The sequence below is a fragment of the Saccharopolyspora shandongensis genome (genome assembly GCF_900106995.1).
GTDB classification, from domain to species: Bacteria; Actinomycetota; Actinomycetes; order Mycobacteriales; family Pseudonocardiaceae; genus Saccharopolyspora; species Saccharopolyspora shandongensis.
In genome coordinates, this window is sequence record NZ_FNOK01000018.1 from 24,976 (window position 1) to 51,495 (window position 26,520).

A 26,520-nucleotide genomic window follows, 5' to 3' on the forward strand; every position below is an offset into this window, starting at 1 on the left:
ACGCCTGGGACCGTTTCCAGCCGCCGCAGCGGTGCTCGGACGGTGCGCTCGGCGAGTTCCCGGCACGCTGCGGCGTCAACCCTGATGTCGAGCCGGAAGGTCCGCAGAGCGTGGTCACCAAGTCGGCCGGGGAGGTAGTGCGCGAGGTAGTGGCGCTGGGCGGCCGCCCAGTCGACGGGGGCGGTGATGGCGAACTCCACGTCGCCGAGGTACGCGGTCCAGATGTCACAAGCCGCCATCACAGGCCCATATCGAGATCAGGAAAATGATCTGCTCGACCAACGCGATCGAGTCGCTGAATGCCCGCTACCGCCGCGCTGTGCGGGCACGCGGGCACTTCCCGACCGAACAGGCCGCGTGGGTTCAACGGGTTAGCGCAACACCTCGTCTGCTGCGAGGTGTTCATGATGGGGCGTCCTGCGTTGCCGTTGCAGGTCCAGCGCCGGTTTTGGTCTGTGATGCGGACCGGAGTTGTGCTTGAGGAGGCAGCGGCTGCTGTCCGCGTGTCGAAGACGGTCGCTTGGAGGTGGTTCCGTGAAGCTGGCGGCATGATACCTGTAACCATCAGCGGCGCACGATCAGGTTGACCGAGCAGATCCGGGCCACGGTGCGGGAACTCGCCGGCCGCGCCTCGGCCCGGCTACTGCAGGCCCTGGGGATGGACGTCGGCCGGGACACCGCACTGCGCACCCTGCTGGGCATCCCGCTGCCGGAGCTGCGGGTGCCTCGGGTGCTGGGCATTGACGATTTCGCGCTGCGCAGGGGTCAGGACTACGCCACCGTGCTCATCGACGCCGACACCGGCCGGAGGGTCGACGTGTTGCCCGGCGGGGGTGCGAAGGTCGTCACCGAGTGGCTGCGGGCCCATCCCGGGGTCGAGGTCGTCTGCCGGGACGGATCGACCACCTACGCGCAGGCCGTGCGCGACGCACTGCCCGGCGCGGTGCAGGTAGCCGACCGGTGGCAGTGCGCCATGAGGCGCCTGGTTGTATCCCCGGCTCAGCCGGGATGAACTTGGAGGGAGGTTCTTGGGTCCGATGGCTTACCTGGAGCCGAAAGGCGAAGGGGACAACAGCATGCCATTGAAGCGACGGCCGTGCTCAGGCGTTGGAGGCGGCGCGTCGTGGGGCCCGCGTGATACGGCGAAAGCTGGATTGCCTGAATCCCAATTCCCAGTTGATGAAAGGTCGCATCCGTCGGAAATGACGCCCGAAGCCGACGCCGTGCTCTGCTCCGGTTTGGTGCCATGGCCGGGGCAACCTCCGGAGCACGGAACGATGTCCAATGAGGACATTGAAGGGAATGAGTGGGACGCCTACGTCACGCTGTCATGTACGGCCAGGACGAACATGGGATCGCCTACGGGACGCGAGTCCTATGGCGACGGAGGTCTGATAGTAGTCGCCGGAGTCACGCCCGGCCAAGGCGGACGGGAAGGCCGTCCACAGGGCGAAGCAGACCAGGTGATCGGACACTCAATGACCGGGAGGTATGCGTAATGCAGAGCGCCGAAACGGTGCTGGGTGTCCTGCGTGAGCGTGGCAGGCGTGGCCTGCCGTGTGATGAGCTGTATCGGCAGTTGTTCAACCCGCAGTTGTATCTGCTGGCCTATGGGCGCATCTACTCCAACCATGGGGCGATGACGCCTGGGACCTCCGGGGAAACCGTGGATGGCATGTCGCTGGGCAAGATCGAGCGCATCATTGATGCGCTGCGCCACGAGCGCTACCGATTCAGCCCCACCAGGCGGATATATATCCCGAAGAAAAACGGGAAACGCAGACCGCTGGGCTTGCCGTCGTGGTCGGACAAACTGGTCGGTGAGGCGGTACGCCTATTGTTGGAGGCGTATTACGAGCCGACCTTCTCCGACCGGTCACACGGTTTCCGTCCCGGCCGGGGATGCCACACCGCGCTGCGCGACGTGGCCAACACCTGGACCGGGACGACCTGGTTCATTGAGGGAGACGTCTCCGACTGCTTTGGGAGTTTCGATCATCAGATCATGCTGTCCAGGCTGGCGGAGAAGATCCAGGACAACCGGTTCCTGCGCCTGATGCGTAACATGCTCAAGGCCGGATACTTGGAGGACTGGGTATGGAACGCGACGTTGAGCGGGGTTCCGCAAGGCGGCGTGGTCTCGCCCGTCATGTCCAACATTTACCTGCATCGACTGGACGAATTCGTCGAGACACTGCTCATCCCGGAATACACCCGAGGGCGGATCAGGAAGCAAGACACTGAGTACGCCCGGGTGCGTGCGGCACGAGACCGAGCGCACAAGCGCGGCGACCGCGTCACGGCGCGGGAACTGCGTAAGCAGTTGCGCGGTATGCCCAGTGGGGATCCCCGCGACCCGGGCTTCCGGCGGCTGCACTACGTCCGGTATGCCGACGACACCCTTTTCGGTTTCGCCGGACCCAAGGCCGAAGCCGAGGAGATCAAACAGCGCCTGACGACATTCCTGCATGATGACCTCAAGTTGGAACTCTCGTCCGAGAAGACGTTGATCACGCACGCCCGTACAGGGTCGGCGAAATTCCTCGGCTACGAGATCACCGTGCTCCACAACGACCGCAAGGTCACCCGTGGCCGTCGCAGCGCCAACGGCGTCGTCAGCCTGCGGGTGCCGGAATCGGTGATCAAAACCAAGAAAGCCCCCTACCTGTCGCGCGGGAAACCCGAGCGCAGGCCCCATCTGATCAACGAGGACGACCACACCATCGTCAACACCTATGGGGCCGAGTGGAGGGGCATCGTCCAGTACTACCTGCTGGCCGGGAACGTCCATCGTCTCTACCGACTGCTCTGGGTCATGGAGACCTCGCTGCTGAAGACCCTGGCCAACAAGCACCGCTCGTCGGTGTCGACGATGGCCCGCAAGTGCGCGGCCACCGTCAACACCCCGCACGGGCTGCGCAAGTGCTTCGAGGCCAGGTTTGAACGCAGCGGCAGGAAGCCACTGGTCGCACGGTTCGGCGGCATTCCTTTGAGAAGGCAGAAGGACACGGCGATCTCCGACCGTGTCCTGGTCCCGGGAGTCGTCCGCCATAAGGAGTTGGTCACCCGGCTCCTGGCGGATCGTTGCGAACTCTGCAAGGGCACGGACGGCATCTCGGTGCACCACGTCCGACAGCTCGCAGACCTCGACCGACCAGGACAGCCACAGCCGGAGTGGGCGCAACTGATGGCACGGCGGCGGCGCAAGACCCTGGTGGTCTGTCGCGAGTGCCACAATGCAATCCACTCTGGACAGCCCGCTCCGCGTCTCACGCAGTAGTCACCGGAGAGCGACGTGCGGTGAAAGTCGCATGCGTCGTTCGGGCTGGGGGCCGCTGGAAAAGGACCCGCACTGCGGGCACCTCGCCGGCGGCTCACCAGTGCTCTCTGGCACGGGCTGGCCGAGGCCGCCGGCAAGGAAGTCGCCGCCCACAGTCACTGCTGGGCCGGCGCGACCGGACTGCGGCAGGGACGGTTGGCCGAGACCACCCTCCAGCGCTGGCAACAGATCCACGACCTGCTCGACGCAGGGGTGGGTCTGCTGGACTGCTCCCGCCGTCTCGGGCTGGCCCTCAACACGGTCAAGCGCTATGCCCGTGCCGAGACCCCGGAACGGATCCAGCGCGTCCCGAAATACCGGCCCACCCTGGTCGACCCCTACCGCGACCACCTCCGCACCCGCCGAGCCGAGGACCCGGGCGTGCCGGTCACACAACTGCTCGGTGAGATTCGCAAGTTGGGTTATCAGGGCAGTTCGAACCTGCTCTACCGCTACCTCAACCAGGGACGACACCTCGACGACCAGCCCCACCTCTCACCCCGCCGGGCCACCCGCCCGCTGCTGACCGAGCCACAGAACCTGACCACAGAGCAGACTGCCACCCGCGATCGCCTCGCCGCGGCCTGCCCCGAAATCACCGAACTGGCCACGCTCATCGGTTCCTTCGCCGCACTACTCAAACCCGCCGACGACAACGACGACCGGTTACGGGAGTGGATCACCCGTGCCCGCGCTATGGACCTGCTCCACGTGCATTCCTTCACCCGCGGACTTGATCAGGACCTCGCCGCCGTCACCGCCGCACTCACCCTGACCCACCACAATGGACGGACCGAAGGCGTCAACACCAAAACGAAAATGCTCAAACGACAAACCTACGGACGCGCAGGCTTCAAGCTGCTCCGCCACCGCATCCTGCTCGCCTGAAACTCGGGCACTCCATCACCACCGAAAGTGCGACAGAGCCAGATGGGTTGTGTATGAGATCACTTTGTGATTGGAGTACGGCCCATGACGGATATGCAGCAGCAAGGTCAGGATCCGTTGGGGACGGCTGCCGCGGAGTCGTCACCGTCGGCCCGGGAGACGGTCAATCAGATGCGACATCGTTGAGGAAACAAGCCTGGAGCTCGCCGTCGTCACCGGCATCGCGTTTGTCGCTTCCCTGCTGACCACACCGGTCGGGGGTTTTGCGGTGGAAGGCGGTGCCGGGGCTGCAGTCCTGGACGCCGCGGGTGTGCGGATGGCCGCAGTCGCTACGGAGTTCGTGATCGCCCTCGGTGGCGCGGTCACGACCGTGGTCGCCGTCGAAGCCAACGCCACTCTGGCCATGGCCATCAACAACACCCCCGACCCCAACGTCACCCAGACCGAAACCACCCAGGTCGGCGAACGGGTCGGCACTGGCGAGACGAGCGCACCGGAACTCAAGATCGACCGCAAGCAGATCGAGAAGAAATACGACCGACACGCACCCGATTTCGGCGTCGACAAGCCACGCAGTAAAGAAGCATTCGACGAGTTCGAGAACGCCATCCGCGACTTCACCCAAAGACCCGACCTCGAGCGCATGTCCGGCACCTACCGCGGAGACCCGGTGTTCTTCCAAGTCGACAAGAACACCGGGCTGTTCGTCATGCAAAAACCCACCGGCGAGTTCCTCAGCGGCTGGCGACTCAACCCCGACCAGCTCACCAACGTCCTGACCAGAGGAAAGCTATGATGCCGCCAACACGGTGCGCCCACCAATGCAACCAGCCAGGAGACAGAGCATGAGCAACGACGTCGCCGACTACGTTGGGCTCATCCGCGCCTTCACATCGGGCAAGATCTCAGCACCCCGGTTCGAGGAACAGTACATGGCGATGTTCAAAGCAGCGACCCGCCACTTCCCCGAACCCATCTACGAGATCCTCAACGACCTGTTCCTCGACTGCGACGAATACGTCGCCGACCCCGACCTCCGCGACGAAGACGACCTCGACGACCAGCAACTCCACGAACGTGCGACCGAGGCCCTGACCAAACTGGAAACCGGCCGCACCACGAACTGAAGCCGATGCCGGGCGCCGCTTGAACACGAAACGGGTTAGAGCACCAGCTCCGGTGGGACCAGCAGTCCCGCTCCTCCATGTCTCGCAGTCCACCACGATGCGGTAGTAGGGATCAATGGGCCTCCAGCCAGGAACTGGGAACAGTGTGTTTGTCGGTGCGGCCGGTCAGTCGTGCAACCGTTCGAGTCCGCTGTGCCGTTTCCTCGACGACTGCCTGCCCCAACGGAATCTCATCGTTGAGCAGTGGACGCGTGAGCTCTCCGCCGAGCAGGACAGGCCTCTTCAGGTGCTCGACGGTGTCAATGCCAAATGGCTGGGATCCGCCGCCGACCTACGCATCGGCCTCGATCTTGGCGCCGATCCCGGGTACTGGAACCTGGTGTCATTCCTTCCCGCCGAGCATTACCGTGCGCTGATGGCCGCCGCCGGATTCACGACCATGCCACCGATCTCACCCCACGGCGGCGACGTGGATCCGCTGCTGCAGCACTGGCGACGAACGTCTCGCCCTACCCAGATCGATGAACAGCAGCGCGCAGCGCTTGGGCTGTGTCTGGACGCCGCCGAGCTGGATTCCCTGGGGCACCGCTGGGGCCCGACCCGCCAGCCTGACTATCGACGCTCGTTCTTCGTGGCAGTCCATGAGGACGACCCCGATCACACCTCTCAGCGGCGGCACGAACCCGCATTGATCGATGCGTTCACCGATCTGTGGGATCTCTATCTGCGACAAGGCCGCGACCAACTCCACACCGAGGGAGGAACGGTCCTTACCTCTCCAGAACTCGCTGCCGGCTTCGCCACCGCCGACCTGATTACCGACCAGACCCTGATAGAGATCAAGACCGCAGCGCAACCCGAAACACTGCTGGACAAAGCCTTGAACCAGATACTCGGCTACGTCCTGTGCGATCGCGACGACGAGTTTCGGCTCCACACAGTGTGCCTCTACCTGAGCCGTCAAGCCAAAAGCCTCACCGTTTCCTTGGAAGACATTCTCCGAACCGCCACCCCAGGCCCCACCCCCCAATGGCAGTCGCTGCGAACGCAGTTCCAGGAAGCACTCGGCGACGACCTGCACCGCGCCGCTGAAAACGCCCGACCGGCCCAGCCTGGGAATCCACAGAGGACATATGGCAGCCCGGTTGTGCGACCATCTCAAGAAGCCGGGGATTAACCACAAAAACAGCTTGATCACCACCTGATCGGCCGCATGCCCAGAGGCTGGTGGCGTCGACGCCGGCCGGACCGGCTCCCCAGTCTTCCCAGCCGAGGATGTGGAAGTGCGGAGCCGCGATGTTCTGCCAGGCAAGGTCACCATGAACGGCTCGCCACGGCGGGGCCGTCACCAGTTCAGTCTCATCGGCACGCCACATCCACCCACGCCCGCGGTCGACCCAGGAAACTCCTTGGTGCCAGTCTGGTTTGGCCATCCTCCTGCAGCACCGAGCACAACTCCAGACGATTCCAGCCCGCTCGCCAAACGTCTCCAGGCGCTGCGCGGTCAGCCGAACACAGGTGCCTCGCTGGCTCGGGGCTCCGACCGAGCACCGCTTCATCACCGCCCGGTCGCGATCGAGCACGACGCCCAACCGCCACCTCAGCACGATCGACTGCTTCGCGAACCGGCTGTCGGCGATGGCGGTATCAAGGTCGACGAGGTCGTGGAAGACGTTCACCTGCTCAGGTCGGTGGTGAAACCACGTCTGGAGTGCGGGGGCGACCTAGCGCTCGAACCAAGCGCCGACGCGCGCCGCCGAACCGCCGTACTTGGCCGCGCCGTCATCGTCCAGTGACGCGCCCGGGATCCCGTGGTGGATGATCGGCATGTCCCGTCATCGTCCCGGGCAGCGGCCTTATGCTGTGGAACAGCGAGGACCCATCGAAGCTGGCCAGCGACATCGGTTCCGGCATCGAACGACTGGCCTGGCTACTCACAGGCGGACATCCGTGTCCTCGACGCCGTGCGGACTGCGACTCTTATCGTCGGCACCGGCATCTGCCCTGCCTCACGCGGACCTGGTAGCGCCGTTCGCCGTCTGCTCCGCAACGAAGCCGAGCGCATCGACGGGCTTGGGCTGAGCAGGATCGTCCGGTGGGCACACGCCTACTGGAGTGGAATCGTGCCGTTACCGGTACCGTGGCCCGAGGTCTGCCGCATCCTCGACACAGAAGCGGCAAGCGGGAAGGAATCGCGCTCCGACTGACAGGGTGGCATTCCGCCTGGAACACGCAACAGGATGGTCGGGCCGTATCCTCCAACCGTGACGACGGTCGGGCGGGCGTACGAACTGGCGGAAGCACTTCTGCGCGAGAATCTGCCGCGAAGGTGGGAACACACACGGGGCGTTGCAACCTGCGCCAGGCGGCTCGCGCCTCTCATAGGGGACTTGGGCGAAGTCCTGGAGACAGCGGCCGTGTTGCACGACATCGGGTACGCACAATCGCTTGTGGACACCGGTTTCCACCCACTCGACGGTGCACGCTATCTCCGGGCGGTTAACGCGGCAGATGATCGCGTCGTACGGCTGGTGGCGAACCACTCCTTCGCTCTCCTGGAGGCGGAGGAACGCGCGCTCCGAGCGGAGTTAGCTGGCGAGTTCCCGTTGCTTGACGATCCGCTGCTCGTGGACGGGTTGGTGTATTGCGACATGACCACCACGCCGGATGGCGAGCGTACGGCGCCGGAGGAGCGGATCGGCGAGATCCTAAGCCGCTACGGCGCGGATAGTGTCATCGGGCGTTTCATCCGCCGGGCCGCACCCGAGATCCACAGCAGTGTGGCCCGGGTGCGGGCAGCAGCGGACGCAGCCGGTGTGATGCTCTGACGGCGTTTACCCCAGGTAGGGGTAGGTGCCGGCCAGGTAGTGCCCGATCTGTTCGTGCATGCTCGGGTGGATATCGAGTGTCCCGAGGTCATTTGGATGCACCCAACGCACCCCGTCCGCCTCGTCGTTGATGGTGGGCTTGCCGCCAACGGGACGGCCGATGTAGACGACTTCGAACTGCTGCCGGATCTCCCCGTCGGTGTACGCGACGATGTGCTCGGGGTTCGAGTAGACGCCGAGGAAGCCGGTAACCTCCGCGATGATGCCGGTTTCTTCCTCGCACTCGCGCACGGCGCACTGTGCCGGGCTTTCGCCGATGTCCTGGGCGCCTCCGGGCAGAGCCCACTGACCGGTATCGCGTCGCCGCTGGAGGAGGATTTCGGCCTCGCTGTTCACGACGAGCATGTTGCTGGCGGGGATCAGAGTGTTAGCTTTGGGGGCTTTCGGGTCGTAATAATACTCAGTTCTGCCCACTGCTGTTGTGCTCCTGACGATCGGGCGCCCACGGGCGCGCTACTTTCCAGACAGCCTCGAAGCCCTCGCCATACCGCTGGAACCACTCGGCATTATCCGTCCGCCTGAGCTGGAAGAGCGGATTCGCGCTAGCTGGTTGACCCCATATATGGGGGTTGACCATGAGCAGGTCGTCATAGCGGAAGAGCGAGGTGTAGAGCGTTGTGTCGTGCAGCCGGACCTCACAGCCTGGGTGGCTCGCAAGGCCCCGGTAGTAGGTGAGCGAGGCTCTGATCTTGGCTGCCAGGGTGTCGCCGATTCCCTCCTCGCGTCCACGGGTCCGTACCGCCTCTCCCTCCGGATCGCCGAAGCACAGCCGCACTCGTACGCCGGCCTGCGCACGCTCCTGGAGCATGCGCTCGACGTGGGGGTTCGTCTGGGCGAAGAAGGTGCCCGAGTACACTAGGACGTCGATCTGCTTCATTGTCCCTAACATCAGGGAGATCCACACGTCGCGAGGGACGCTCGCCCGGTTCGGGTAGGTGTCGACGATCTCGGACTGAGAGGCACCGAAGCGCGATGTCTTCTGGCCTGCGTCCGGCCACAGGTATGCCTCGTCCACCTTGAGCAGGTTGGCGACGGTCCAGCGGTGTCGACGGTGAGGAATCCGGCCGCTGATCCAACGGCTGGCGGTTTTGGGGTCGACGGTGCAGGCTTGGGCCACTTCATCTACGGATAGCCCGCGTTGCACGAGTGCTGAACGAAGTCGCTCATTCACTCAGCTAAGCCAACCGGACCGTTCTGCTTGCCGCAAGACCATTTTCCGATATCGCGGTAGAACAGCGGAACCTGCGGGTCTGCCTACTCTGGTGGTGTGCCGCTCATTATGCTCTGGACATCGACCACACCCTGATCGAGAACTCCGGTGTCAGCAAGGAAATCTACGCGGCGGCCTTCGCGGCTACCGCCGGACGTACCTCTGTCCGACCGGCCCGTACTGAAGGCCGGACCGACCGCGTGATCCTCGCCGAGATGTACCGGGAGCACGGGATGGAACTGCCAGCATGGGAGCGCATTGCGCTCGCGCTGGAAGCTGCGGGCCGAGCGTGAAGTGGACCTCGTGGAACGCGGCCATGCTCTCCCTGGCGCGCGTGAAGCTCTCGCGGCGGTGGCGGCGGAACGAGACATGGCCTCTTCCGTGCTGACCGGGAACATCTCCGCCAACGCGCCTGTGAAGCTGCGGGCCTTCGGCCTTGACGTGCTTCTGGATATGGAGTGCGGGGCGTACGGCGAGCACTCGGTGGATCGCGAGGCCCTTGTGAAGGTGGCCGCGATCACATTCAGGAGGCCCACGGCCTCCTTCCGACAGCCCTGTCGTTCTCATCGGGGACACCCCCTCGTGACGTCCGGGCCGCCTCGATTCCGATGCCCATGTCGTCGCCGTGGCTTCCTGGATACACAGTGTCGAAGAACTGCGGTCAGCGGGGGCTTCCGTCGTCCTCCGCGAACTGTGCGATGTTTCCGCGTTGGTGAGCCACCTGCAGACCTCGGCTCACGTCTCGGACTGGAAACGTCCCGGGACGTCCTGAAGAAATCACCGGAGGGCGTTCGGCGTCCCGGTGTGCCACGGGAGCCTCTCCGTGTAGTCGTCGACGAATTCCTTCACAGACCGCCGACGCGCTACTGCCCCTCCGGCTGACTGGACGGAGTACGCGCATGACGGCACGACTTAGCGGACATACCAGCACGGCCTCCACGCTTGGGGAGGTGGAACGGCTTGCGGCCCACTACGGTGTACCGATCGAGGACGCGCTGCTCATCGCGATCAACCTGTACGGCGTCGACTCTGATCGGCCCCGTCATCGGGCCCGGGTCCAGGTCCGGCTCGCGAGTGCACCGGAGGTTTCGTGGCAGCTCATTGTCCCGTTAAATGTCACGGGCTCGCCGCTGAGGCTCAAGGGCGAGCAGCTGACGCTGGGCGGCACACTGGTGGGCGAGGTCGCGCGTATTGACGCGGACGAGGCGGTCGGCGGGTACTTCCGCGACACGGGCAGGGCGGTCACGCTCAATCCGAATGCCCGCAGCCGTTGTGTGGGCTGCGCTTTCTGCCCCAACACCCTGGAGGCCGCGGCTGATCCGCGTCTCTCGGAAGAGCGGGACCTAGGGGAGCTGTTCGCGGCGCTGCGGGAGCAGCATCCGCGGCACGACCTGACTGAACTTCGCGAGGTGACCGTCTCGACCGGTTGCTTCGAGCGTGAGTCGGCGGCGGTCCGTCACCTGCAGGCGCTGCGGACCGTGCTCACCGAGCACGCCGTCGAAGCGCGCATTGGCTTCCTGACCTCAGTGCTCGGCTCCAGGTCTGCATTCGAACGACTGGCCGCTGACGTCACGCCGTTCGTCCTCCGGCTGACCGCGGAATGCTTCACTCGCCGAGACCTGTTGCTCAAGGCCAGCAAAGCCGCGCTGGCGGTGTCAGATATGCCGGGGGTGCTCCGGCGGGCGTCGGATGCCGGCCATGGCACCTCGTTCACTTACATCGTGGGGCTGGACGGCATCGACGCGCTGATTGCGGGTGTCGGTGCGCTCGCCCCGTACGTCACCGAGTTCCCCAACTTCCAGGTCTACCAGGCTCACAACTCGATCATGGCGGGCTTGCGTAACCCCGGGGCCCAAGACCTGGAGTACTACCTCCGTGCGCGCGTGGTGATCGAGGAGATCATCGGTCCCTCCGGACTGCGACCAGTGGCATGGGAGTGCTACCGGCCGTTGTGGTACTTCACGTTTGCCGACGAGCCGCTGGTTGGTTCGTGATGGCCGAGACCGCCGTCCTGGCGGACGCTCTGTGGCGAGCCATCGTCTACGCCTCGGTGTGCCAGCTGCACCTGCAGGACAACGTTCTGCTCGGCAGGCCGCTGGCCGCCGAGCATGTGAAAGAACGCCCTTCTGGTCACTGGGGTACGGTGCCCGGCACGGCGTGGTCCCTGTCCCACGTCGTGCTCTGCGCTGGCCAAGTGGACAGGCAAGTGCACTTGGTTCCGCTCCTCGGTGCTGGACACGCCGGTGTTGTTCAGCTCGCCGCGGCCTGGGTGACGGGGGAGCTCGGGAAGAGCCATCCGCAGTTCGGCGCGGATACCGAAGGGCTGCGTCGACTGGCCCGGGCATTTCCGGACGTGGACGGGCTGGGATCCGAGGTCGTCCCCTCTCTGCCCGCAGGCGGGTTTCTCGGTGGACGGCTCGGTGGCTGCCTGCCGTTCGCCCAGGGAGCCGCGCTCGATGCCCCAGGCCGGATCGTCGTCCCCATCATCGGGGATGGAGAGTGCGAGACTCCGACAACCGCCGCGAGCTGGTTGGGGCAGACGGTCTTATCACGGACGTCGGTGCTGCCCATCGTGCACCTGAACGGCTTCCGTATGGGGAGCCGCTCTCTGCTCGGGGAGATGAATGACGACGCGATTCACGCCTACTTCGGTGGCGTGGGCTGGACGGTCAAGGTTGTCGATGTCGTGACGGCCTCCCTGCAGGAGCACGAAATCTTCCACATGGCGTTGTCTGACGTTCTGGAGCAGACGCGCCTCGGGCAACGTACGGCGCTGGTCCTGCGCTGCATGAAGGGATGGGGCGGCCCCGCATCGCTGGGAAATCGCGCCCTCTTGGGGACCCCCAGCCTGCACAAGACACCGCTGGATGACCCACGCGCCGATCCGGAGCAACTCACGCGACTGGCTCGCTGGCTCGCCTCCTACCGGCCCGCAGACCTCTTCGGCCCGGACGGGCGTGCTCGGGATGCACTCGCCGACGCAGTAGCCACGGCTCGCTGGTGCTCCTTGCGCTCGACCGTGGACCTTGCGGTGAAGAACCGCATCGTGGCGTACGACCGAGCTGGCACGTTCACTGAAGCGGTCACCGATGTCGTCAGAAGACACGCCACGCGCGGAGATTTTCGAGTTTTCAGCCCGGATGAGCTGTCCTCCAACCGGCTCCCGGACCTCGTCGGCGAGCGATGGGCACACGAACTCCTCGCCGAGGAAGTGCTGTTGGAATGGCTTGCCGGCTGGACCGCGAGCGGGCGCCGCGGTGTGGTGATCTCGTATGAGGCCTTCGCCTCGTTGCTCACCAGTGGCCTGGTAAGCCACATCAAACAACGACGGCTCGCCGGCGCGAGGGACCTGCCCAGCCTCAACGTGCTCCTCACGTCCTATGGCTGGCACAACATCCACACTCACGGCGACCCGTCTCTGACCACCGCGCTCCTCGCCTTGGGTGTTCCCGCGGTCCGCGTGCTGACACCGGCCGACCCGGTAAGGACTGCGGCCGCGTTGGACGAGGCGTTCGACTCTGTCGGCCGGGTCAATCTCGTGGTCGCGGGAAAGCACATCCGCACCGCTCATCCTGTCGACAACATCGAGGAGGAATGCGAGAGGGGCATCGCTATCTGGCCTCATCTCAGCGATGACGGTGAGCCCGACCTTGTGATCATCACTGCCGGAGACATCCCCGCCGCCGTCGCCGCGGAAGCGGTGGATGGCATCCGGGCCCGTCACGGATGCCGCGTTCGCGTGGTGAATCTCCTCGACCTGACAGTCCTCGGTGCTCCTTCGCGGTGGCCGGCCGGACTCAGCGCACAGGAGATGGGCCACTATCTCGGCACCCATGCGCCCGTGCTCGTGCTCACCCTTGGCCACTCGGCGGCCGTCTGGGGACTGCTCGCTGGACGCCTCCAGCGCCCCGTGGACGTCATCGGCTGGCAGGAGCCGCCCGGTCCCATACCCCAGAGACTGCTCGCCCACACCCTCGGCATGGACCGGGCAGGAGTGGAGCGCGCCGCCGGGCTCCTGCTGGCGTCGCGCGGGGTTGTCCAGTGACCCCGCTGACCATCGAGCGTCTGGAGATCACCGAAGTACGGGAGGGTGTGTCCCTGGGAGATGATTCATTCTTTGTCATCGTCCACGGTGCCGGAGCGGTCGGTTGTTACGGCCCAGTCGGCGAACGGATCGCCGTCTACGCACGGGGCACGGTGGCGTCCGTGGTGAAGGACGCCAGCGTCGCAGACCACATCGGACTGCTGGAGCGGATGCGTGCCGCAGCGCGCACGACCCCGTCTGACATCGCCTCGTGGGCAGTCGGCGCAGTCGACTGCGCGGTGTGGGATCTCCACGGCCGACTGGCGTCCCGCTCTGTCGCCGCCCTCCTGACAGCCCAGAAGCCCCGATCATCGGTGCCGGCGTACGCCTCGTGGCTATCCCAGGATCTCACCAGCGTCGACGACCTGGATGTGCTGCGCAGGGCGGCGGCAGACGACTGGTGCTTCACCAAATGGGGGCTACGCGGGACGGCAGATGACGCGCCTGATCGGGCCGCCACACGCATGGCGCGAGCCGTGGAGCGTTGCGCCCAGGCCGTCGGCACCCCGCTCGCCGTCGACGCGGTCGGTACCTGGAGCCCGTCCGCAGCGATGGCATTTGCGCACAGCGTCGATGTCTCCTGCCTTCTCTGGCTGGAGGACCCGTTGCCGCACCATGACCTGCACACCTACGGGCTTCTGGCAGCCACCGGGGTGCCGCTGGCCGTCGGCGAGCGCGCGCACTGCGATGAGGACCCCGCCGGGCTTATCCACTCCGTCAGCCCCCGTGTTCTCACCCTTGACGTCGTCGGCTGCGGCGGCCTGACCCGAGCTGTGCAGATCCTCGACGTAGCCCGCTCCCAGGCCATCCCGATATGCCCGCACGGCCGCTCGCTGGTTCCCGGCCTCCACCTCGCAGCAGCCTTCCCCGACGCGATACCGGCCGTCGAGTACCGGCTTCAGTGGGAGCCACGGCGTCAACGTCTCTACGACGTTGCCCTCCAGCCCGAGCACGGGCGCGTTCCCCTGCCGGACTCCCCCGGTCTCGGCACGACACCGAGGAGCACAGCATGTCCAGCACGTCGATGAACATCTCGGTTCGCGGCATGGTCAGCCAAGGTCCAGACGGACCGTTACTGGTGCTCTCCCAACGGCTCGACGGGCACGACACCTTCCTCACGGGGAGCCTCAAGGTGGGCGAAGCATCGATCGTCGTACGAATCCTGACTCTTGATGACGTGACCGTTCTGCGTCCGACGGATTCCGCGGGCGCCCCAGTGGGAACGCACTGGCACGGCACGCTTCACCTGCCGCACGGCCTACGACCGCGAACTGTTCCACCGGATCTCCAGCAGGCGGCCATCCGCGAGGAACGGTCCCTGGAGAGGCTGGATGAGGTGGAACTGCGCTACGCCCTGACCTTCCTGTCCGAGTCCACCACCATCGCCATCCGCCGCGCCCGCGTTGATGCCATCGTCTCCGCGCTGCCGACGAACACGAGGAGTCCACAGTGACACCGTCCCCGTCGCTGTTGGTCACGGTCGACGTCGGCGGGACCCTCGGCATCGCCGAGGGTCCTGGCTTGGCGATGCGGCTGACCGAGGCGTCCCCGCTGCCCGCGGCGCGCGCTCGCGAAATCATGCGGGCAGGCCTCCACACCCAGCCGGCGCTCACCGACACCGTGGTGGCGGAGGTCTGCGAGGCGCTGGAGGTGCCGCCGGAAGCCTTTCCCCGCGATGTGGTGCCGGCCCCGTTCCGTCTCTTTCCCTGTACGACGGCGGCACTTTGCCGCATCAGCGCTGTGGCGACCGTAGCCACGCTGTCCAACGTCACCTGCGTCGACGCCGACACCGAAGGTCTGCGCAGTCAGCTTTCTGCCTGGGTGAGCGACTTCTTCCCCTCCTGCCGCCTTGGCCACTCCAAACCTGACCCGCAGGCCTTCCATGCTGTCGCCAACCACTTCGGCGTGACACCTGACCGCATGATCCACATTGGCGACGATTGGGCCTGCGACATTGTGGGGGCGGTCGAAGCCGGTGCCACGGCAATATGGATATCCGGAGGCCGCTCCATGCCTCATGGATCCTGGGGCATTGACCACCATGTACTCGTCGCCCATGACCTGGCGGCGGCCGCCATGCACACCCAACACCTCGCAACAGGGAGCGTCGAATGAGCCTCTTCACCGGGACCGCCACCTACTACCGGCAGTTTCGCCCCGGCATTCCAGAGGACGTGGCAGTGGTTCTCGACCAGGCTGCCCCAGTACGCCCCAGCGGCCCCCGTCGGCTCCTGGACGTCGGCACCGGAACTGGCCTCGTGGTCGAGGCGCTCCTTGGCCGCTTCAACGACGTCATCGCGGTCGATAACGACGCCCACATGCTCGCTGCGGCCGAGTCGTCGCTGCGGCCGAAGTTGCCCGAGAACTCCCGCCTGAGCCTCGTGGAGAGCAGCGCCGAGGACTTCACCCCGCCTACCGACTGGCAGGCCGAACTCGTCACCATCTGCCGAGCGTTCCACTGGCTCGACCAAGCCACCATACTGACCCTCCTGGATCGCCAGGTTGCCCCGGATGGCACGGTCGCGATCTTTGCGGACAACAGCTTCTGGGCCGCGGGCAGCCCGTGGAAGGAAGCGGTCCGGGAGGTCATCAAAAGCTTCCTTGGGGAGCAGCGACGCGCCGGTGCCGGCACCTTCCAGCACCACAACCGCCCCTACAGCGAAATCATGCAGGAATCGCCCTTCAATGAGGTCGAGGAAGTACGGGTCCCCGTCCACCGCACCTGGACCACCGAGAGCATCCTCGGCTACCTCTACTCGACATCCTTTGCCGCACCCCACCTTTTCGGCGACCAGCTGAAGGAATTCGAGGCCGCGGTGAAGAACCGCCTGGCCGACTTCAACGACAACGACACCTTCCCCGAGGACAACGAGTTCCTCATCCGTCTCGGACGGCGAGGCCGGAGATGACAGCCGCCGGCGAGAAGCAGTCATACGGAAAGCTGACGGCACCGCGCATCGCGGTGGAGCTGAGCGAGCGGTCGATCCTCTGCCTGCCGGTCGGATCGCTCGAACAGCACGGCCCTCATCTGCCGCTCAACACCGACACCGTGATCGCCGAGCGCTTCGCCGACCGCCTGACCGCACACGTCGCGCAGCGGCACGACGTATGGGTCGTGCCGCCCGTGCCCTACGGGCTGTCCCCGGAGCACGCGTCGTCGTCAGGCACCGTGACCCTGGACATCCCGCTCTACACCACGCTGATCGAGACGCTCGTAGCGGACTACCTCCGTTCTACCCCTGCACGAGCCGTGCTCATCGTCAACGGCCATGGTGGCAACAAGGGCTCCCTTGAAGCCCTCGTGCACCAGCTCCAACGCAAGCATGACGTGGCCATCTGTGTCGTGAACCCCGGCTCCGTTGCCGCTGGCCGGATCAAGACCGGCAACGAATTCCCCGAGGTCCACGCCGGCGTCTGGGAAACCTCGCTCATGCTCGCGCTTGCGCCCGACTACGTACGGCTGGATCTCCTCCCAAGCGACTCCTGCCCCGACCCTGGCCAACGGGAGGAGATCCAGCGTCTCGTCCTCGACCGGGGCGCGACTTGGCCGTGGTCGTCGGACGATCCCGCGATCTCCAAGAACGGCGTCATCGGCGGCGACCCACGCAAGGCCAATGCGGAATTCGGGCAGGCCCTCGTCGCCGCCGCCCTGGACGCGTGCGCCGCTGTCCTCGACCGGCTCGCGCCACCCGCCCCTCACGAACCGCCCGAACATCGGAGAACTCATGCTCCTCACCGCTGATGAGAAGGCCGCTTTCAAACGGGACGGCGTCGTCATACGACGCGGGGCGATCGCTCCCAACCCGGTCAAACGCGCGGTGTCCCTCATTGATGAGCAGTACCGCGAAGAACTGACCCCCGACGCCATACCCGCGTACACCCAACGCACCTTTGTGCCGAATCTAGGAAATCACCCCGAGATCCTCGCCCTCTACGCGGAGACCGACGCCGCACAACTGGCCTCCGACCTTCTGGGCGACACAAGTCCGGTCACCACCACCCAAATCCAGATTCGTGTGCCCGAACGCGAATTCCCCGGCGTGCAGCAGGCCAAGGCGATGCACGTCGACGGCGTTTCCTGCCCCCACCTCGATCCACGAGAACTGCGCACCTTCTCCTTGCTCGTCGGCGTTGTCCTGTCCGACATCAAGGATCCGAAAGGTGGTGCACTGCACTACCTGCCCGGCGGACACCTCACCATGGCCCGCTGGTTCGCCAACGAGTGGTCACTCGGGATGACAGACCAGGTACCGCCGGAGATCGACCGCGAGCACGGAACGCCCCTACTCGGTGCACCCGGGGACGTCCTGCTCATGCACCACCTCGTCCCGCACTCGGTCGCGCACAACCTCACGCCACTCCCCCGGGTGATGGCGTACTTCCGGGTCTCCCACCCGGAGCACGCAACCCGTCGACTCGAAGCCCTCCGCGACCCCTGGCTCGACTACCCGCCCCTCACCGATGTGCCCTCCTCCACAACTTCCCAGGAGTAGCCGCATGCGCGTCACCAGCCCCAACGAACTCGACACCGCAGCCCGCGCGATCGAGGCCGGAGAACTGATCATCGTCCCCACACAGCGCTGGTACATGATCTGCACCGACGCAAGCAATGGGGACGCGTGCGACACCATCTTCACAGGAAAACGACGCCCCAGCACCAAATCCCTCGCCTACGTCGCTCCCTCACTCACTGCCTGCGAGGAGCACTTCCAACTCAGCGATGAGGCACGGAAGCTCGCCAAGATGTTCTGGCCCGGCGACCTTGCACTGCTCCTGCCATGGCGCAACCCGGAAGACGCCGCTCGGTATGCGGCAGTCGGCTCCCCAGCACTCACCACCGTGGCTCCGGGATTCCTCGGTGAACTCGCAGCGAGGTCGAACGTTCCCGTCGCCGCGACCACCGCGAACATCTCCGGAGACGCCGGCCCGGACGACCGTGGTCCCGCTGTGACCCTCGACGAGGTACAGGCCTTCCTCACAACCTCCGACCTCACCGTCTCCATCATCGTCGACGGCGGCGTCTGCCCCACCGCCAACCACATGACGATCATCGACTGCTTCACCCCGGAAGCGAAACTCGTACGCACTGGCCTGGTTCACCAGCGTGCTGTCGCCGCGACTCTTGGCCGAGAGGTCCGGGCTTCCTGATGGTGAAAACGCCTTTCTCGGCCGAACCTCACCGATGTAAACCGGGCAATGCCCGTCAACGAAGTCGCAAGCCAGGTAAGCTCCAGCTCCCGGCCCCAGAGCTTCGGCGCCGCGCGAGCCATCGTCGTTGCTCACTCAATCCAGCGAATCACGATGTCTCTCACGCTGGCGGCAGGTAGTCCTGAAGCGCAGCAACCACTCATCGACCGTTGATCAACGCTGGCCTCAGATTCAGCGAGATCGTCGGCCTTCTCTCGAGGTGATCTCGATAAAACCGACAACGATAGGAAACGCACGAGACTACCGCGAGGCCCTCGGGCTGCCGCTGATCCAGCATCTCGCCGAACTCACCGACCAGTACGGACTCCCGCACGACGATGAACCCGATGACGGCCCCGCCGGCGACGACACCGAATCAGCCGCCGAGACCGCCTGAAACCACGCCCGGCGGCGGCCGGCCTCCGGGAGAGCCGGACGTCGTGCGGTCACCTCCGGCATCCAGCAGGGGCCGGTTCGCGACACACCACTCGCGTGCCGGTCTCGGCGGCATCCTGTCATTGCGAACGGGGAGGATCAGAACCGCTGATGTCTCAGCATCAGGCCCAGGCCACAGCCCCGACAGAAGCCCCGGCAACCGGTGATCGCACCGCAGGGCACCCGGGAACGCTGATCGGTGTCGATGACCTCGAACCACCCCGGTGGGCTTCGGTCGATGAGCAGGTCGCTGACGCAAGCCTGTGGCAGACGCTGCGGGAATTGCCTGCCACGGCCGCGATCATCGTGCGCTTGTCCTGGGCCACCGCGCCGCGTTTGACGCTGCTGGCCGGCATCGTCCAGTTGCTGTCCGGATGCACGACCGCCTTCGGGCTGTTCGCCACCGCCAACGCACTGACCGTATTGCTGGAATCCGGACCCACCCCGCAGCGGGTCATCGACTCGCTTCCGGCCATCGCCGTCGTAGTCGCTTCGTTCGCGCTGCGCGGGCTGCTGGACACCGCCGTCAGCGCCGTGCAGGGCACGCTGACACCCCGGGTACGGCACGCCGCCCAAAATGAGATCAACACCGCCGTCGCCGGTGTCGCCCTGATCACGTGGGAAGACGCCGATTTCCGCGAGCTCGCCCGTCAGGGCGGCTATCACGGTGTGCTGGCTACGGAAAACAGTGTCCGCAACATCGCCGAAGTCACCTCCTCCCTGGTGTCCCTGACCGCAGCGGTGGTCACGACAGGGCTTCTCAGCCCCTGGCTGGTTCCGGTCCTGCTGCTAGCCACTGCCGCCGATGCCTGGGCGGCCATGACCAGCGCCAAACTCGGCTACCGCTCGTTTCTGAACATGGTCTCCCGCCGGATGCGGCTTCACGTCGTCGAAAACCTCCTCGTCGCCCGCGATGTGGCCGCCGAACGCACAGCATTGACCCTGCACGATGTCCTGCTGACCGAGCACCGGCGCGTCGCCACCGACGTCACCAACGAAGCGATCCGCCTGGAACACCGCAAAAGCCTCGTCCGCCTACTCGGGCGCACTCTGTCCGGTACCGGCACCGCACTCGCCTACATCGTGCTAGGAATCCTGCTGTATCTGACGGTGATGCCACTGGGACTGGCCGGCGCCGCCGTAATGGCGATGCGCACCGCCACCTCCGCACTGAACAGCACCATGGTCGCGATCAACCGGCTCTACGAACACTCCTTCTACCTTCGCTTCTACGAAAAACTGCTCCACGAGGCACGCGGACACCACCCGCCGGTCTCGGAAATCACCGCACCACGCAACCCTGAGACCATCCGCCTGGACAACGTCTCCTTCACCTACCCCGGCCAAGACCAGCCGGCACTGCACAACATCAACCTGACCCTGCGCCGAGGCGAAGTAATCGCCCTGGTCGGCGAAAACGGCTCCGGCAAAACAACCCTCGGCAAAATCCTCACCGGCCTCTACCCACCCACACACGGCACCGTCAGGTGGGATGACGTCGACCTGGCCACCGCCGACACCCGCTCGGTCTACGAGCAGATCGCTGTGATCGCCCAGGAACCCGCACGCTGGCCCATGATCGCCGGAACCAACATCCGCATCGGGCGCCTTGACTGCGCCACACATGACGCAGCATGGCATGCAGCCGTTTCAAAGTCAGGAGCCGACGAAGTGCTCAACGCCCTACCACACGGCGAAAAAACGGTGGTATCCAAACAGTTCCGGCAAGGCCAAGACCTCTCCGGCGGCCAATGGCAACGCATCGGCGTCGCCCGCGGCATCTACCGTGACGCCGCTATCCTCGTCGCTGACGAGCCCACCGCCGCACTCGACGCGAAAGCCGAGGCACGCGTATTCGCCGGGCTGCAACACGCCACCAACATCAGCCGCTCGGCCAACAGCGACCGCGCCACCAGAACCACCGTGCTGGTCACACACCGCCTCGCCAACGTATCTCGCGCCGACCGCATCCTCGTTCTCGATCAAGGCCGCATCGTCGAGTCCGGCACACATCAGGAACTCATGGCGCTCGGCAGCCACGGCCATTACCACCAGCTGTACTCACTCCAAGCGCAGGCCTACCGAAACGCCGCCGATACCCTATGACGTCGATCGCACCAACACACCACGGCCTCTCCAGACAACAGACACTGTCCGGCAGCCGTCGACCTGGCTAGGCAAACCAACTTCCACCACACTCACAAGAGCCCGACGACACCGAGACAGACGAACGCCGCGGCGAACCCGAATCCGCGGTCCGCCTGCTGCTCACACACGAGAACTTCGCACGGCATCGCCCGGACTGGCCCGTGGCGGTAGAGGGCCTGCAGCCGTGCCTCCCGCTGTTGGGAGCCACCCCATGACCGAGCTGGCTGACCGGATAGATCCATGGCCCTTTCGACACCTCGTGCTACGCGCACCGCGGTTGGAACTCCGGCCGGATGACGACGAAGGGTTGCTCGAACTCGCCGAGGTCGCGGTCACTGGGGTACACCCTCCGGAGGGGCTGCCGTTGGGCAGGTTGTGGCGCGACGAATCGACCGAAGACATCGCCCAGGGCTTGGTGCAGGCGCTCTGGCGTGATCGCGCGAACCTCAGCCCTGTGGACTGGTCACTGAACTTCCTCGTCCGCCAAGGCGGCCAGGTGATCGGGTTCCAAGGTATCTCCGCCAACCAGTTCGCGGTCAAGCGCGAGGTCGCCACCGCATCATGGCTCGGGATACCATTTCAGGGCAAGGGATTCGGTACCGAGGCCCGTGCAGCCGTACTCACTATGGCCTTCGACTACCTCGCCGCCGTTCAGGCACGCACCACCGCCTGGGAAGACGCGCACGCCTCCCAGCAGGTCAGCCGTAAGCTCGGGTATCGCCCAGACGGCACCGAGCGCGGCGTGCGGCGCGGACACCCTGGCTCGTTCATACGAATGCTGTTGCGCCGCAGCGATTTTGACCATTACCGACCGCCATGGTCGCTAGAGGTTGAAGGTCTGCAGCCCTGCTTACCGCTTCTCGGTACCGAAATGCCGATGTGTTCGCCAGGGCTCTGCCCAGTGAAGGGCTGTGCGGGGAGCTGACCGAGGAACTGGCGGCAGGCTACGTCGGTGTAGGTTCACGCACCCTGTAGCTCAGCAAGGAGAACGTCCGCAGCCGCCCTCGCGGGCTCCGACAGGGGGTCGGCGCTCCGCGACGGGCGACAACCCGGATCGCGTTCGCACACTGCAACAGTTGCGCGAGCTTGCCCGAACGAGTTTCAAGATCAGCGGCGAATTCGTGCTGTACCCGCGCGGCAAGCTGGGGATCAGGAAGTGCCGACTGCCACAGAGTCGCGGCATCGTGCCCACGCAGAGCCACGCCCCAGTCCTCCCAGTCGATGATGTGGCCCTCAAGCGAGAGGTTGTCCCAATGCAGGTCCGTGTGCGCCGTCGCCCACTCGTCCACAGTGGTGTCGACGCCATCGAAGACCTCGATGATCGTCTTGGTGAGGTGAGCTTGGCTCATGCCGACCCGTTCGGTCGGGTGCTCCCCCAGCGCGGCCAGCGACTCACGCTAGCCCGTCCACCACGAATCCGGGAGCGTCGCTGCTGTAGCAGGATCGCCCACCATCGGAGCGGTGATCAGCTCTACCTCGTCTGCCCTCCACACGACGTCCCTCGCCTGGTCGGTCCGCGTAGCGCTTTGGAACCATTCGGGTTTCTTGACCCTACGGATGGTCGCCGCAGGTTCCAAGCCGATCCATACCGCGCTATTGATCCGCCACCGCCGGCGGCGCTCGACTCGTACCCATGTGCCGTCCGCGGTGCGGAAGCCCTCCGTGGCCCCGTGTTCTCCGTACACCACGGACGACCGATCGAGCCGCACGTCCAACGCTCGTTCGGCACGGTCGAGCACGTCTTCGTGCCGGTTCTCACGTACGTCGAAAACCGCAGACGACTGCCTAGCCGTGACGACAGAGGCGGCGGTGTCGGCCATGCAGGTCAACGCACCAACGCAACACCACAACCGTCGCCCTCGGTTCTGACCAGCAGCAGTCCTTCAACTGCGGAGCGGCATCAGGGGCCTCCGGCATGATCCCGCCCATGTCTGCCGTGGAGAACGTGGGCCAGGCACTGGGCATCGTGCTTGCCAAGCTCGCCGACGCGGCGGAACAAATCAACACCGCCCTGCTCGCCTCGGACGAGGCCGAAACTGGCCTCGCGGTGCTGCACGGAACCAACGACGTCGAGGCACAACAGGTTCTGGCGGGCTACGGCGAGGCCTGTAACCAGCTCATCCAGGCGCAGCAGATGCTTGGCCGCTGCTCTGATCAGATCAGGACGTACGGCAGCAGCATCGGAGCGAGCCCCGCTCCCACGACGGGTGCTTCCTCCAGTAGCGCACGTGCCAAACCTGACGGCCGCGCGCGTTCGGCCCCGCCTCGACCCACTGCCGACCTTCCTCTCCAGCAGCCTGCCGAGGCCGGCGCGTGGGACCATGTCGTCGGGGATGCGCCGAATCCGGCAGACATCCATCTCCCGGAACTCGACGGAATTCACATCCTCGACGGCGGAGCTGATGATACGGGTGGTCATTTTTACGGCACAGGAATCCCGCTTAAGACCGAGTTCCCCGAGTCCTGGGACGACGCCAAGATCCTCGAATCCGTCGAGGATGTAGCCAAGAACCCGGACAGCCCGCCAGTCCTGTCCGATAGGAGCGGGAACTACAAGTTCAGCGGAACCAGGGACGGTGTGGAGATCGAGGGCTATGTAACCCCCGGCGGACAGGTCAAGACCGGTTTCCCCGTACGTGGCGAGGGCGTCGTTCAGAACGATGAGTTCGGCAACCCGCACCCGGTACCCTGAAACAAGTGAGCGGAGACCACACGACGATGGATACAGCCCAGCAGGCGACCCTCGGGCTACTGGAACAGCTCTCCGATCGCCTCCCCCAGCGTCGGCTGGCCCCGTACCGCGCACTCGGTGAAGCCGGCGAGACGGCTCAGTTGCTCAACGAAATGTGCAAAATGCTGGTCGCTCGCCACACCGAAGTGACACCCGCAGAGAAGGAAGCGCTGACGCGGCTGCTGGATACCGTCCCCACCGGCGACTATGACTACCTTCGTAACCGTGACAAGACCTTGGCCGCGATCGAGGTCGCCGATCAGCCGCGGGTCGTCACCCGTGAGGACCTGCGCAAGCTCAGTGCGGATTCGCATACCCTTCTGGAGCGTCTGGCCGATCGCCTCCCACCAGACCGGCTGGAGGAGTACCGCACCCTGAGTCATGTCGGTGAGTGGTCGATGCTGGTCGACTTGTTGTCGGCGAGCCTGGTTACCCGGCAGATCCCGGTCAGCCCTTCTGAACGGGACGCACTCGCCGCTTTGCTGAACTGGTTCCGCCCGGCAGCGGTTGCCGATCTCGCATACATCCGCGACCGCGAGAACACTCTCGCCTCGCTGAACGTCACCGACCAGCCCTGAGCGGTTTGGGCAGCGACCTGCCGCGAGCCCGTTCGGGAAGCACTACGAAAGAGATCCCTGCCGGAGATTCCGGCAGGGATCTTCGCATCAACAGCCGCGAAGGTCGTCTCGCTTCATGCAGGATGCGAGGGGCTACCCGCACACGGCCATGTCCGGCGTGGTGTCCCGATCAAACTCTCCTTGGGCGACACCGTCCAGGAAGGCCAGGACCTCGGCTTCGGTGAACTCCAGCTCCGCGGCCGTCCCACTAGGTTGAGGCGCGGCGCTGCGGAAGGCGTACATCCCGTCGGAGCGGCGCGTCATCTCCAGGCAGAGGCCAGCGGTCTGCCCGGAGCGCACACCAGCCAGGAAGGCGTCGAACTGTGGCTCGGTGAACACGAGGCGGAGGTCGTCATGCGCTCCGAAGGGCGTTTTGTCGTCACGGAGTCCGACCCAGCCGTCCCGGCGGGCGACACGCACACACTCCTGGTTCGCGTGACTGGCGCTTGCCTTGCGGAAGTCGCGTTCGGCGAAGGCCGGCGGGGTGCTGGTCATCAGCGTTCTCCTCGGATGCTCACTTCCTGAAGTCCTGGAGGACCGACTTCAGGAACTTGCGGGTCTCCTCGAACCGTAGCGCGGCGTTGGAGACGCGAGCCCAGGCTGCTTCATGCGCGGCGAGTGCCTTCTTGTCGTCGAGATATCTGATCTCGCCTTCACCCTCGACGTAGACCAACTCCAGCGGTCCAGCAGCACCAGGCGAGGGCACATGGATCAAACTGAACGGGCTCTTGATAGGTGAGCGTTGGCCGGCTGGCTGGTCGAAGGGCATGACCTGCAGCATGATGTTCGGCCGCTTCGAAAGCCTGATCAAGTAGTCGATTTGCTCGCGCATAACATCGGCGTCACCGCAGGTACGTCGCACACAGGACTCGGAGAGCACGAACTGCACAACCGGCGGCTCCGGCTTGTCCAGGATGTCCTGCCGAGCGAGCCTGGCCTTGATCCGGTCTTCCAGCGACACGTCCCTGGCTTCCGGCTGCTCAGCGTGTTGCGCCCGGACGTAGGACTCGCACTGCAGCAGCCCAGGCACGACCTCGACCTGCGCCGCGCGGATCTGGTCGGCGTGCTTCTCCAAGTCCACCAGCAACCGAAGATCCTCGGCGTACGCGCGGTTGTGCCCGGTACTCCAGAAGCCGCGCTTGTGGTTGTCGCGCCGTAGCTCGCGTAGGGCTTCTTTGTATCCCTCGTCATCGAAGCCGAGCTTGTCGGCGAGCATGACCAGATCACCGGGCGCGATGCTGCCGCCGCCGTTGATCAGCAGCGCGATACGGGACTGGCTCGTCTCGATGAGCTTGGCCGCCTCACTCTGCGAGATTCCCGCCTTCTCGATCATATGCGCGATCTCGCGTCCGAGCAGCAGCTTCTTGGCTGTACGAACCGTCGCTGGCATCGATGCAGACCTCCAGGTCAAGGGCGCATGGGCAAGTCAGGTGCTAGCAAGCTTTCATCCCAAGCACGGAGCGCCTCTCATTATCACCCAAATGGAGGCCATATCAAAACTTGCTAACCAAGCTTTACGCGAGCATGCTCAGTGACTGCAAGGCTTCAATGCATCCAGCTCGGATGCGGAGGCGACAGCCAATTGAGGTGAGCAGTATGTCCACTTCCACGCTCCACCTGGGCAGTCCCCTGATCAGTGACAATGTCCTGGCTGCCGATTCCGGCAGACTGTGGTTGTCGATCTACCGCCGAAGCGACCAGGTCGTGGTGGTGCCACCGGGTGCAGTGGTCGCGATGCGTCCTGCAGACGCACGCATCGGTGCCGACCTCTTGCCGCAGCAGCCCGACGGTGGCGCCAAGTCCCAGAAGCGCGGTCGAGCTCTCCGCTCCTCCTGCCGTTAAGCCAGCCTGAGCCGGACCCCGAACCGGCTCGGGCACATGAGGCG

At 65.2% G+C, this 26,520-nt stretch carries 25 protein-coding genes and 3 pseudogenes; 22 read left to right on the forward strand and 6 right to left on the reverse strand.

Annotated features, from left to right (window positions below; all coding sequences use genetic code 11):
• Positions 1 to 250 precede the first annotated feature (250 nt).
• From BLW84_RS20145 to BLW84_RS20180, 8 genes and pseudogenes are all read left to right on the forward strand, one after another.
• Positions 251 to 358, forward strand: a pseudogene (locus BLW84_RS20145) (transposase); the annotation flags it as partial.
• 204 nt (positions 359 to 562) lie between these two features.
• Positions 563 to 964: pseudogene (locus BLW84_RS20150) on the forward strand (transposase); the annotation flags it as partial.
• Between the two features lie 534 nt (positions 965 to 1,498).
• Positions 1,499 to 3,280: a reverse transcriptase/maturase family protein gene (locus tag BLW84_RS20155; protein WP_177226576.1), complete on the forward strand. Its 1,782-nt coding sequence runs from the start codon at positions 1,499 to 1,501 to the stop codon at positions 3,278 to 3,280.
• Between the two features lie 105 nt (positions 3,281 to 3,385).
• A pseudogene (locus tag BLW84_RS20160) lies at positions 3,386 to 4,207 on the forward strand (transposase); the annotation flags it as partial.
• A gap of 316 nt (positions 4,208 to 4,523) precedes the next feature.
• Positions 4,524 to 5,003 (forward strand): colicin D domain-containing protein, encoded by a 480-nt coding sequence (locus BLW84_RS20165; RefSeq protein WP_093267463.1) that lies wholly within the window; start codon positions 4,524 to 4,526, stop codon positions 5,001 to 5,003.
• Positions 5,004 to 5,052: 49 nt separating this feature from the next.
• Complete coding sequence (locus BLW84_RS20170) at positions 5,053 to 5,334, forward strand: colicin immunity domain-containing protein (RefSeq protein ID WP_177226578.1); 282 nt, start codon at positions 5,053 to 5,055, stop codon at positions 5,332 to 5,334.
• Positions 5,335 to 5,479: 145 nt separating this feature from the next.
• Positions 5,480 to 6,511 carry a hypothetical protein gene (locus BLW84_RS46300; protein ID WP_143061008.1) on the forward strand — a complete coding sequence of 344 codons (1,032 nt, stop codon included), beginning with the start codon at positions 5,480 to 5,482 and terminating at the stop codon, positions 6,509 to 6,511.
• 1,063 nt (positions 6,512 to 7,574) lie between these two features.
• Positions 7,575 to 8,162, forward strand: coding sequence for an HD domain-containing protein (locus tag BLW84_RS20180; protein WP_093267468.1), 588 nt, complete (start codon positions 7,575 to 7,577; stop codon positions 8,160 to 8,162).
• Positions 8,163 to 8,168: 6 nt separating this feature from the next.
• Here BLW84_RS20180 and BLW84_RS20185 read toward each other — a convergent pair whose 3' ends face one another.
• Both BLW84_RS20185 and BLW84_RS20190 read right to left on the reverse strand, forming a co-directional pair.
• A complete protein-coding gene (locus BLW84_RS20185) occupies positions 8,169 to 8,567 on the reverse strand; it encodes an NUDIX hydrolase (RefSeq protein ID WP_245761266.1) in 399 nt (132 codons plus the stop codon).
• Between the two features lie 55 nt (positions 8,568 to 8,622).
• Positions 8,623 to 9,393 carry a helix-turn-helix domain-containing protein gene (locus BLW84_RS20190; protein WP_093267472.1) on the reverse strand — a complete coding sequence of 257 codons (771 nt, stop codon included), beginning with the start codon at positions 9,391 to 9,393 and terminating at the stop codon, positions 8,623 to 8,625.
• Positions 9,394 to 10,382: 989 nt separating this feature from the next.
• Between BLW84_RS20190 and BLW84_RS20200 the strand changes: the two genes are divergently transcribed.
• The 12 genes from BLW84_RS20200 to BLW84_RS20250 all read left to right on the forward strand — a co-directional run bounded on the left by BLW84_RS20200 (position 10,383) and on the right by BLW84_RS20250 (position 22,211).
• A complete protein-coding gene (locus BLW84_RS20200) occupies positions 10,383 to 11,426 on the forward strand; it encodes a hypothetical protein (RefSeq protein ID WP_218157383.1) in 1,044 nt (347 codons plus the stop codon).
• Positions 11,426 to 13,477, forward strand: coding sequence for a phosphoketolase family protein (locus tag BLW84_RS20205; protein ID WP_093267653.1), 2,052 nt, complete (start codon positions 11,426 to 11,428; stop codon positions 13,475 to 13,477). Before BLW84_RS20200 ends, BLW84_RS20205 begins: the two co-directional genes overlap by 1 nt.
• A complete protein-coding gene (locus BLW84_RS20210; RefSeq protein WP_093267475.1) occupies positions 13,474 to 14,544 on the forward strand; it encodes an enolase C-terminal domain-like protein in 1,071 nt (356 codons plus the stop codon). The genes BLW84_RS20205 and BLW84_RS20210 overlap by 4 nt, the downstream gene beginning before the upstream one ends.
• Entirely contained in the window at positions 14,526 to 14,969 is a 444-nt protein-coding gene (locus BLW84_RS20215) for a hypothetical protein (RefSeq protein WP_093267477.1), read from the forward strand. The genes BLW84_RS20210 and BLW84_RS20215 overlap by 19 nt, the downstream gene beginning before the upstream one ends.
• Entirely contained in the window at positions 14,966 to 15,631 is a 666-nt protein-coding gene (locus BLW84_RS20220; RefSeq protein WP_093267479.1) for an HAD family hydrolase, read from the forward strand. Before BLW84_RS20215 ends, BLW84_RS20220 begins: the two co-directional genes overlap by 4 nt.
• Positions 15,628 to 16,425, forward strand: coding sequence for a class I SAM-dependent methyltransferase (locus tag BLW84_RS20225; RefSeq protein ID WP_093267481.1), 798 nt, complete (start codon positions 15,628 to 15,630; stop codon positions 16,423 to 16,425). The genes BLW84_RS20220 and BLW84_RS20225 overlap by 4 nt, the downstream gene beginning before the upstream one ends.
• Entirely contained in the window at positions 16,422 to 17,258 is an 837-nt protein-coding gene (locus BLW84_RS20230) for a creatininase family protein (protein WP_093267483.1), read from the forward strand. Before BLW84_RS20225 ends, BLW84_RS20230 begins: the two co-directional genes overlap by 4 nt.
• Positions 17,242 to 18,009, forward strand: coding sequence for a phytanoyl-CoA dioxygenase family protein (locus BLW84_RS20235; protein ID WP_093267485.1), 768 nt, complete (start codon positions 17,242 to 17,244; stop codon positions 18,007 to 18,009). The genes BLW84_RS20230 and BLW84_RS20235 overlap by 17 nt, the downstream gene beginning before the upstream one ends.
• Positions 18,010 to 18,013: 4 nt before the next feature.
• Complete coding sequence (locus tag BLW84_RS20240; RefSeq protein ID WP_093267487.1) at positions 18,014 to 18,664, forward strand: L-threonylcarbamoyladenylate synthase; 651 nt, start codon at positions 18,014 to 18,016, stop codon at positions 18,662 to 18,664.
• 127 nt (positions 18,665 to 18,791) lie between these two features.
• A complete protein-coding gene (locus BLW84_RS46305) occupies positions 18,792 to 19,100 on the forward strand; it encodes a hypothetical protein (RefSeq protein ID WP_143061010.1) in 309 nt (102 codons plus the stop codon).
• A 149-nt stretch (positions 19,101 to 19,249) separates the two neighbouring features.
• Complete coding sequence (locus BLW84_RS20245) at positions 19,250 to 21,244, forward strand: ABC transporter ATP-binding protein (RefSeq protein ID WP_093267489.1); 1,995 nt, start codon at positions 19,250 to 19,252, stop codon at positions 21,242 to 21,244.
• A gap of 253 nt (positions 21,245 to 21,497) precedes the next feature.
• Positions 21,498 to 22,211 (forward strand): GNAT family N-acetyltransferase, encoded by a 714-nt coding sequence (locus BLW84_RS20250; RefSeq protein WP_245761259.1) that lies wholly within the window; start codon positions 21,498 to 21,500, stop codon positions 22,209 to 22,211.
• A 19-nt stretch (positions 22,212 to 22,230) separates the two neighbouring features.
• On the opposite strand, the gene BLW84_RS49150 is transcribed toward BLW84_RS20250, so the two are convergent.
• Positions 22,231 to 22,635: a phosphotransferase gene (locus BLW84_RS49150; RefSeq protein WP_245761260.1), complete on the reverse strand. Its 405-nt coding sequence runs from the start codon at positions 22,633 to 22,635 to the stop codon at positions 22,231 to 22,233.
• A 48-nt stretch (positions 22,636 to 22,683) separates the two neighbouring features.
• Positions 22,684 to 23,106: a hypothetical protein gene (locus BLW84_RS49155; protein WP_245761261.1), complete on the reverse strand. Its 423-nt coding sequence runs from the start codon at positions 23,104 to 23,106 to the stop codon at positions 22,684 to 22,686.
• A gap of 107 nt (positions 23,107 to 23,213) precedes the next feature.
• On the opposite strand from BLW84_RS49155, the gene BLW84_RS20260 reads away from it, so the two are divergent.
• Together BLW84_RS20260 and BLW84_RS20265 are read left to right on the forward strand one after the other, a co-directional pair.
• Entirely contained in the window at positions 23,214 to 23,978 is a 765-nt protein-coding gene (locus BLW84_RS20260; RefSeq protein WP_177226579.1) for an EndoU domain-containing protein, read from the forward strand.
• A 5-nt stretch (positions 23,979 to 23,983) separates the two neighbouring features.
• Positions 23,984 to 24,595, forward strand: coding sequence for a hypothetical protein (locus BLW84_RS20265; protein ID WP_093267493.1), 612 nt, complete (start codon positions 23,984 to 23,986; stop codon positions 24,593 to 24,595).
• 132 nt (positions 24,596 to 24,727) lie between these two features.
• On the opposite strand, the gene BLW84_RS20270 is transcribed toward BLW84_RS20265, so the two are convergent.
• Together BLW84_RS20270 and BLW84_RS20275 are read right to left on the reverse strand one after the other, a co-directional pair.
• The gene (locus tag BLW84_RS20270; protein WP_093267495.1) at positions 24,728 to 25,129 is read right to left on the reverse strand and encodes a DUF397 domain-containing protein; all 402 of its coding nucleotides are present in this window, start codon (positions 25,127 to 25,129) and stop codon (positions 24,728 to 24,730) included.
• A gap of 19 nt (positions 25,130 to 25,148) precedes the next feature.
• The gene (locus tag BLW84_RS20275; protein ID WP_093267496.1) at positions 25,149 to 26,024 is read right to left on the reverse strand and encodes a helix-turn-helix domain-containing protein; all 876 of its coding nucleotides are present in this window, start codon (positions 26,022 to 26,024) and stop codon (positions 25,149 to 25,151) included.
• Positions 26,025 to 26,520: the final 496 nt, after the last annotated feature.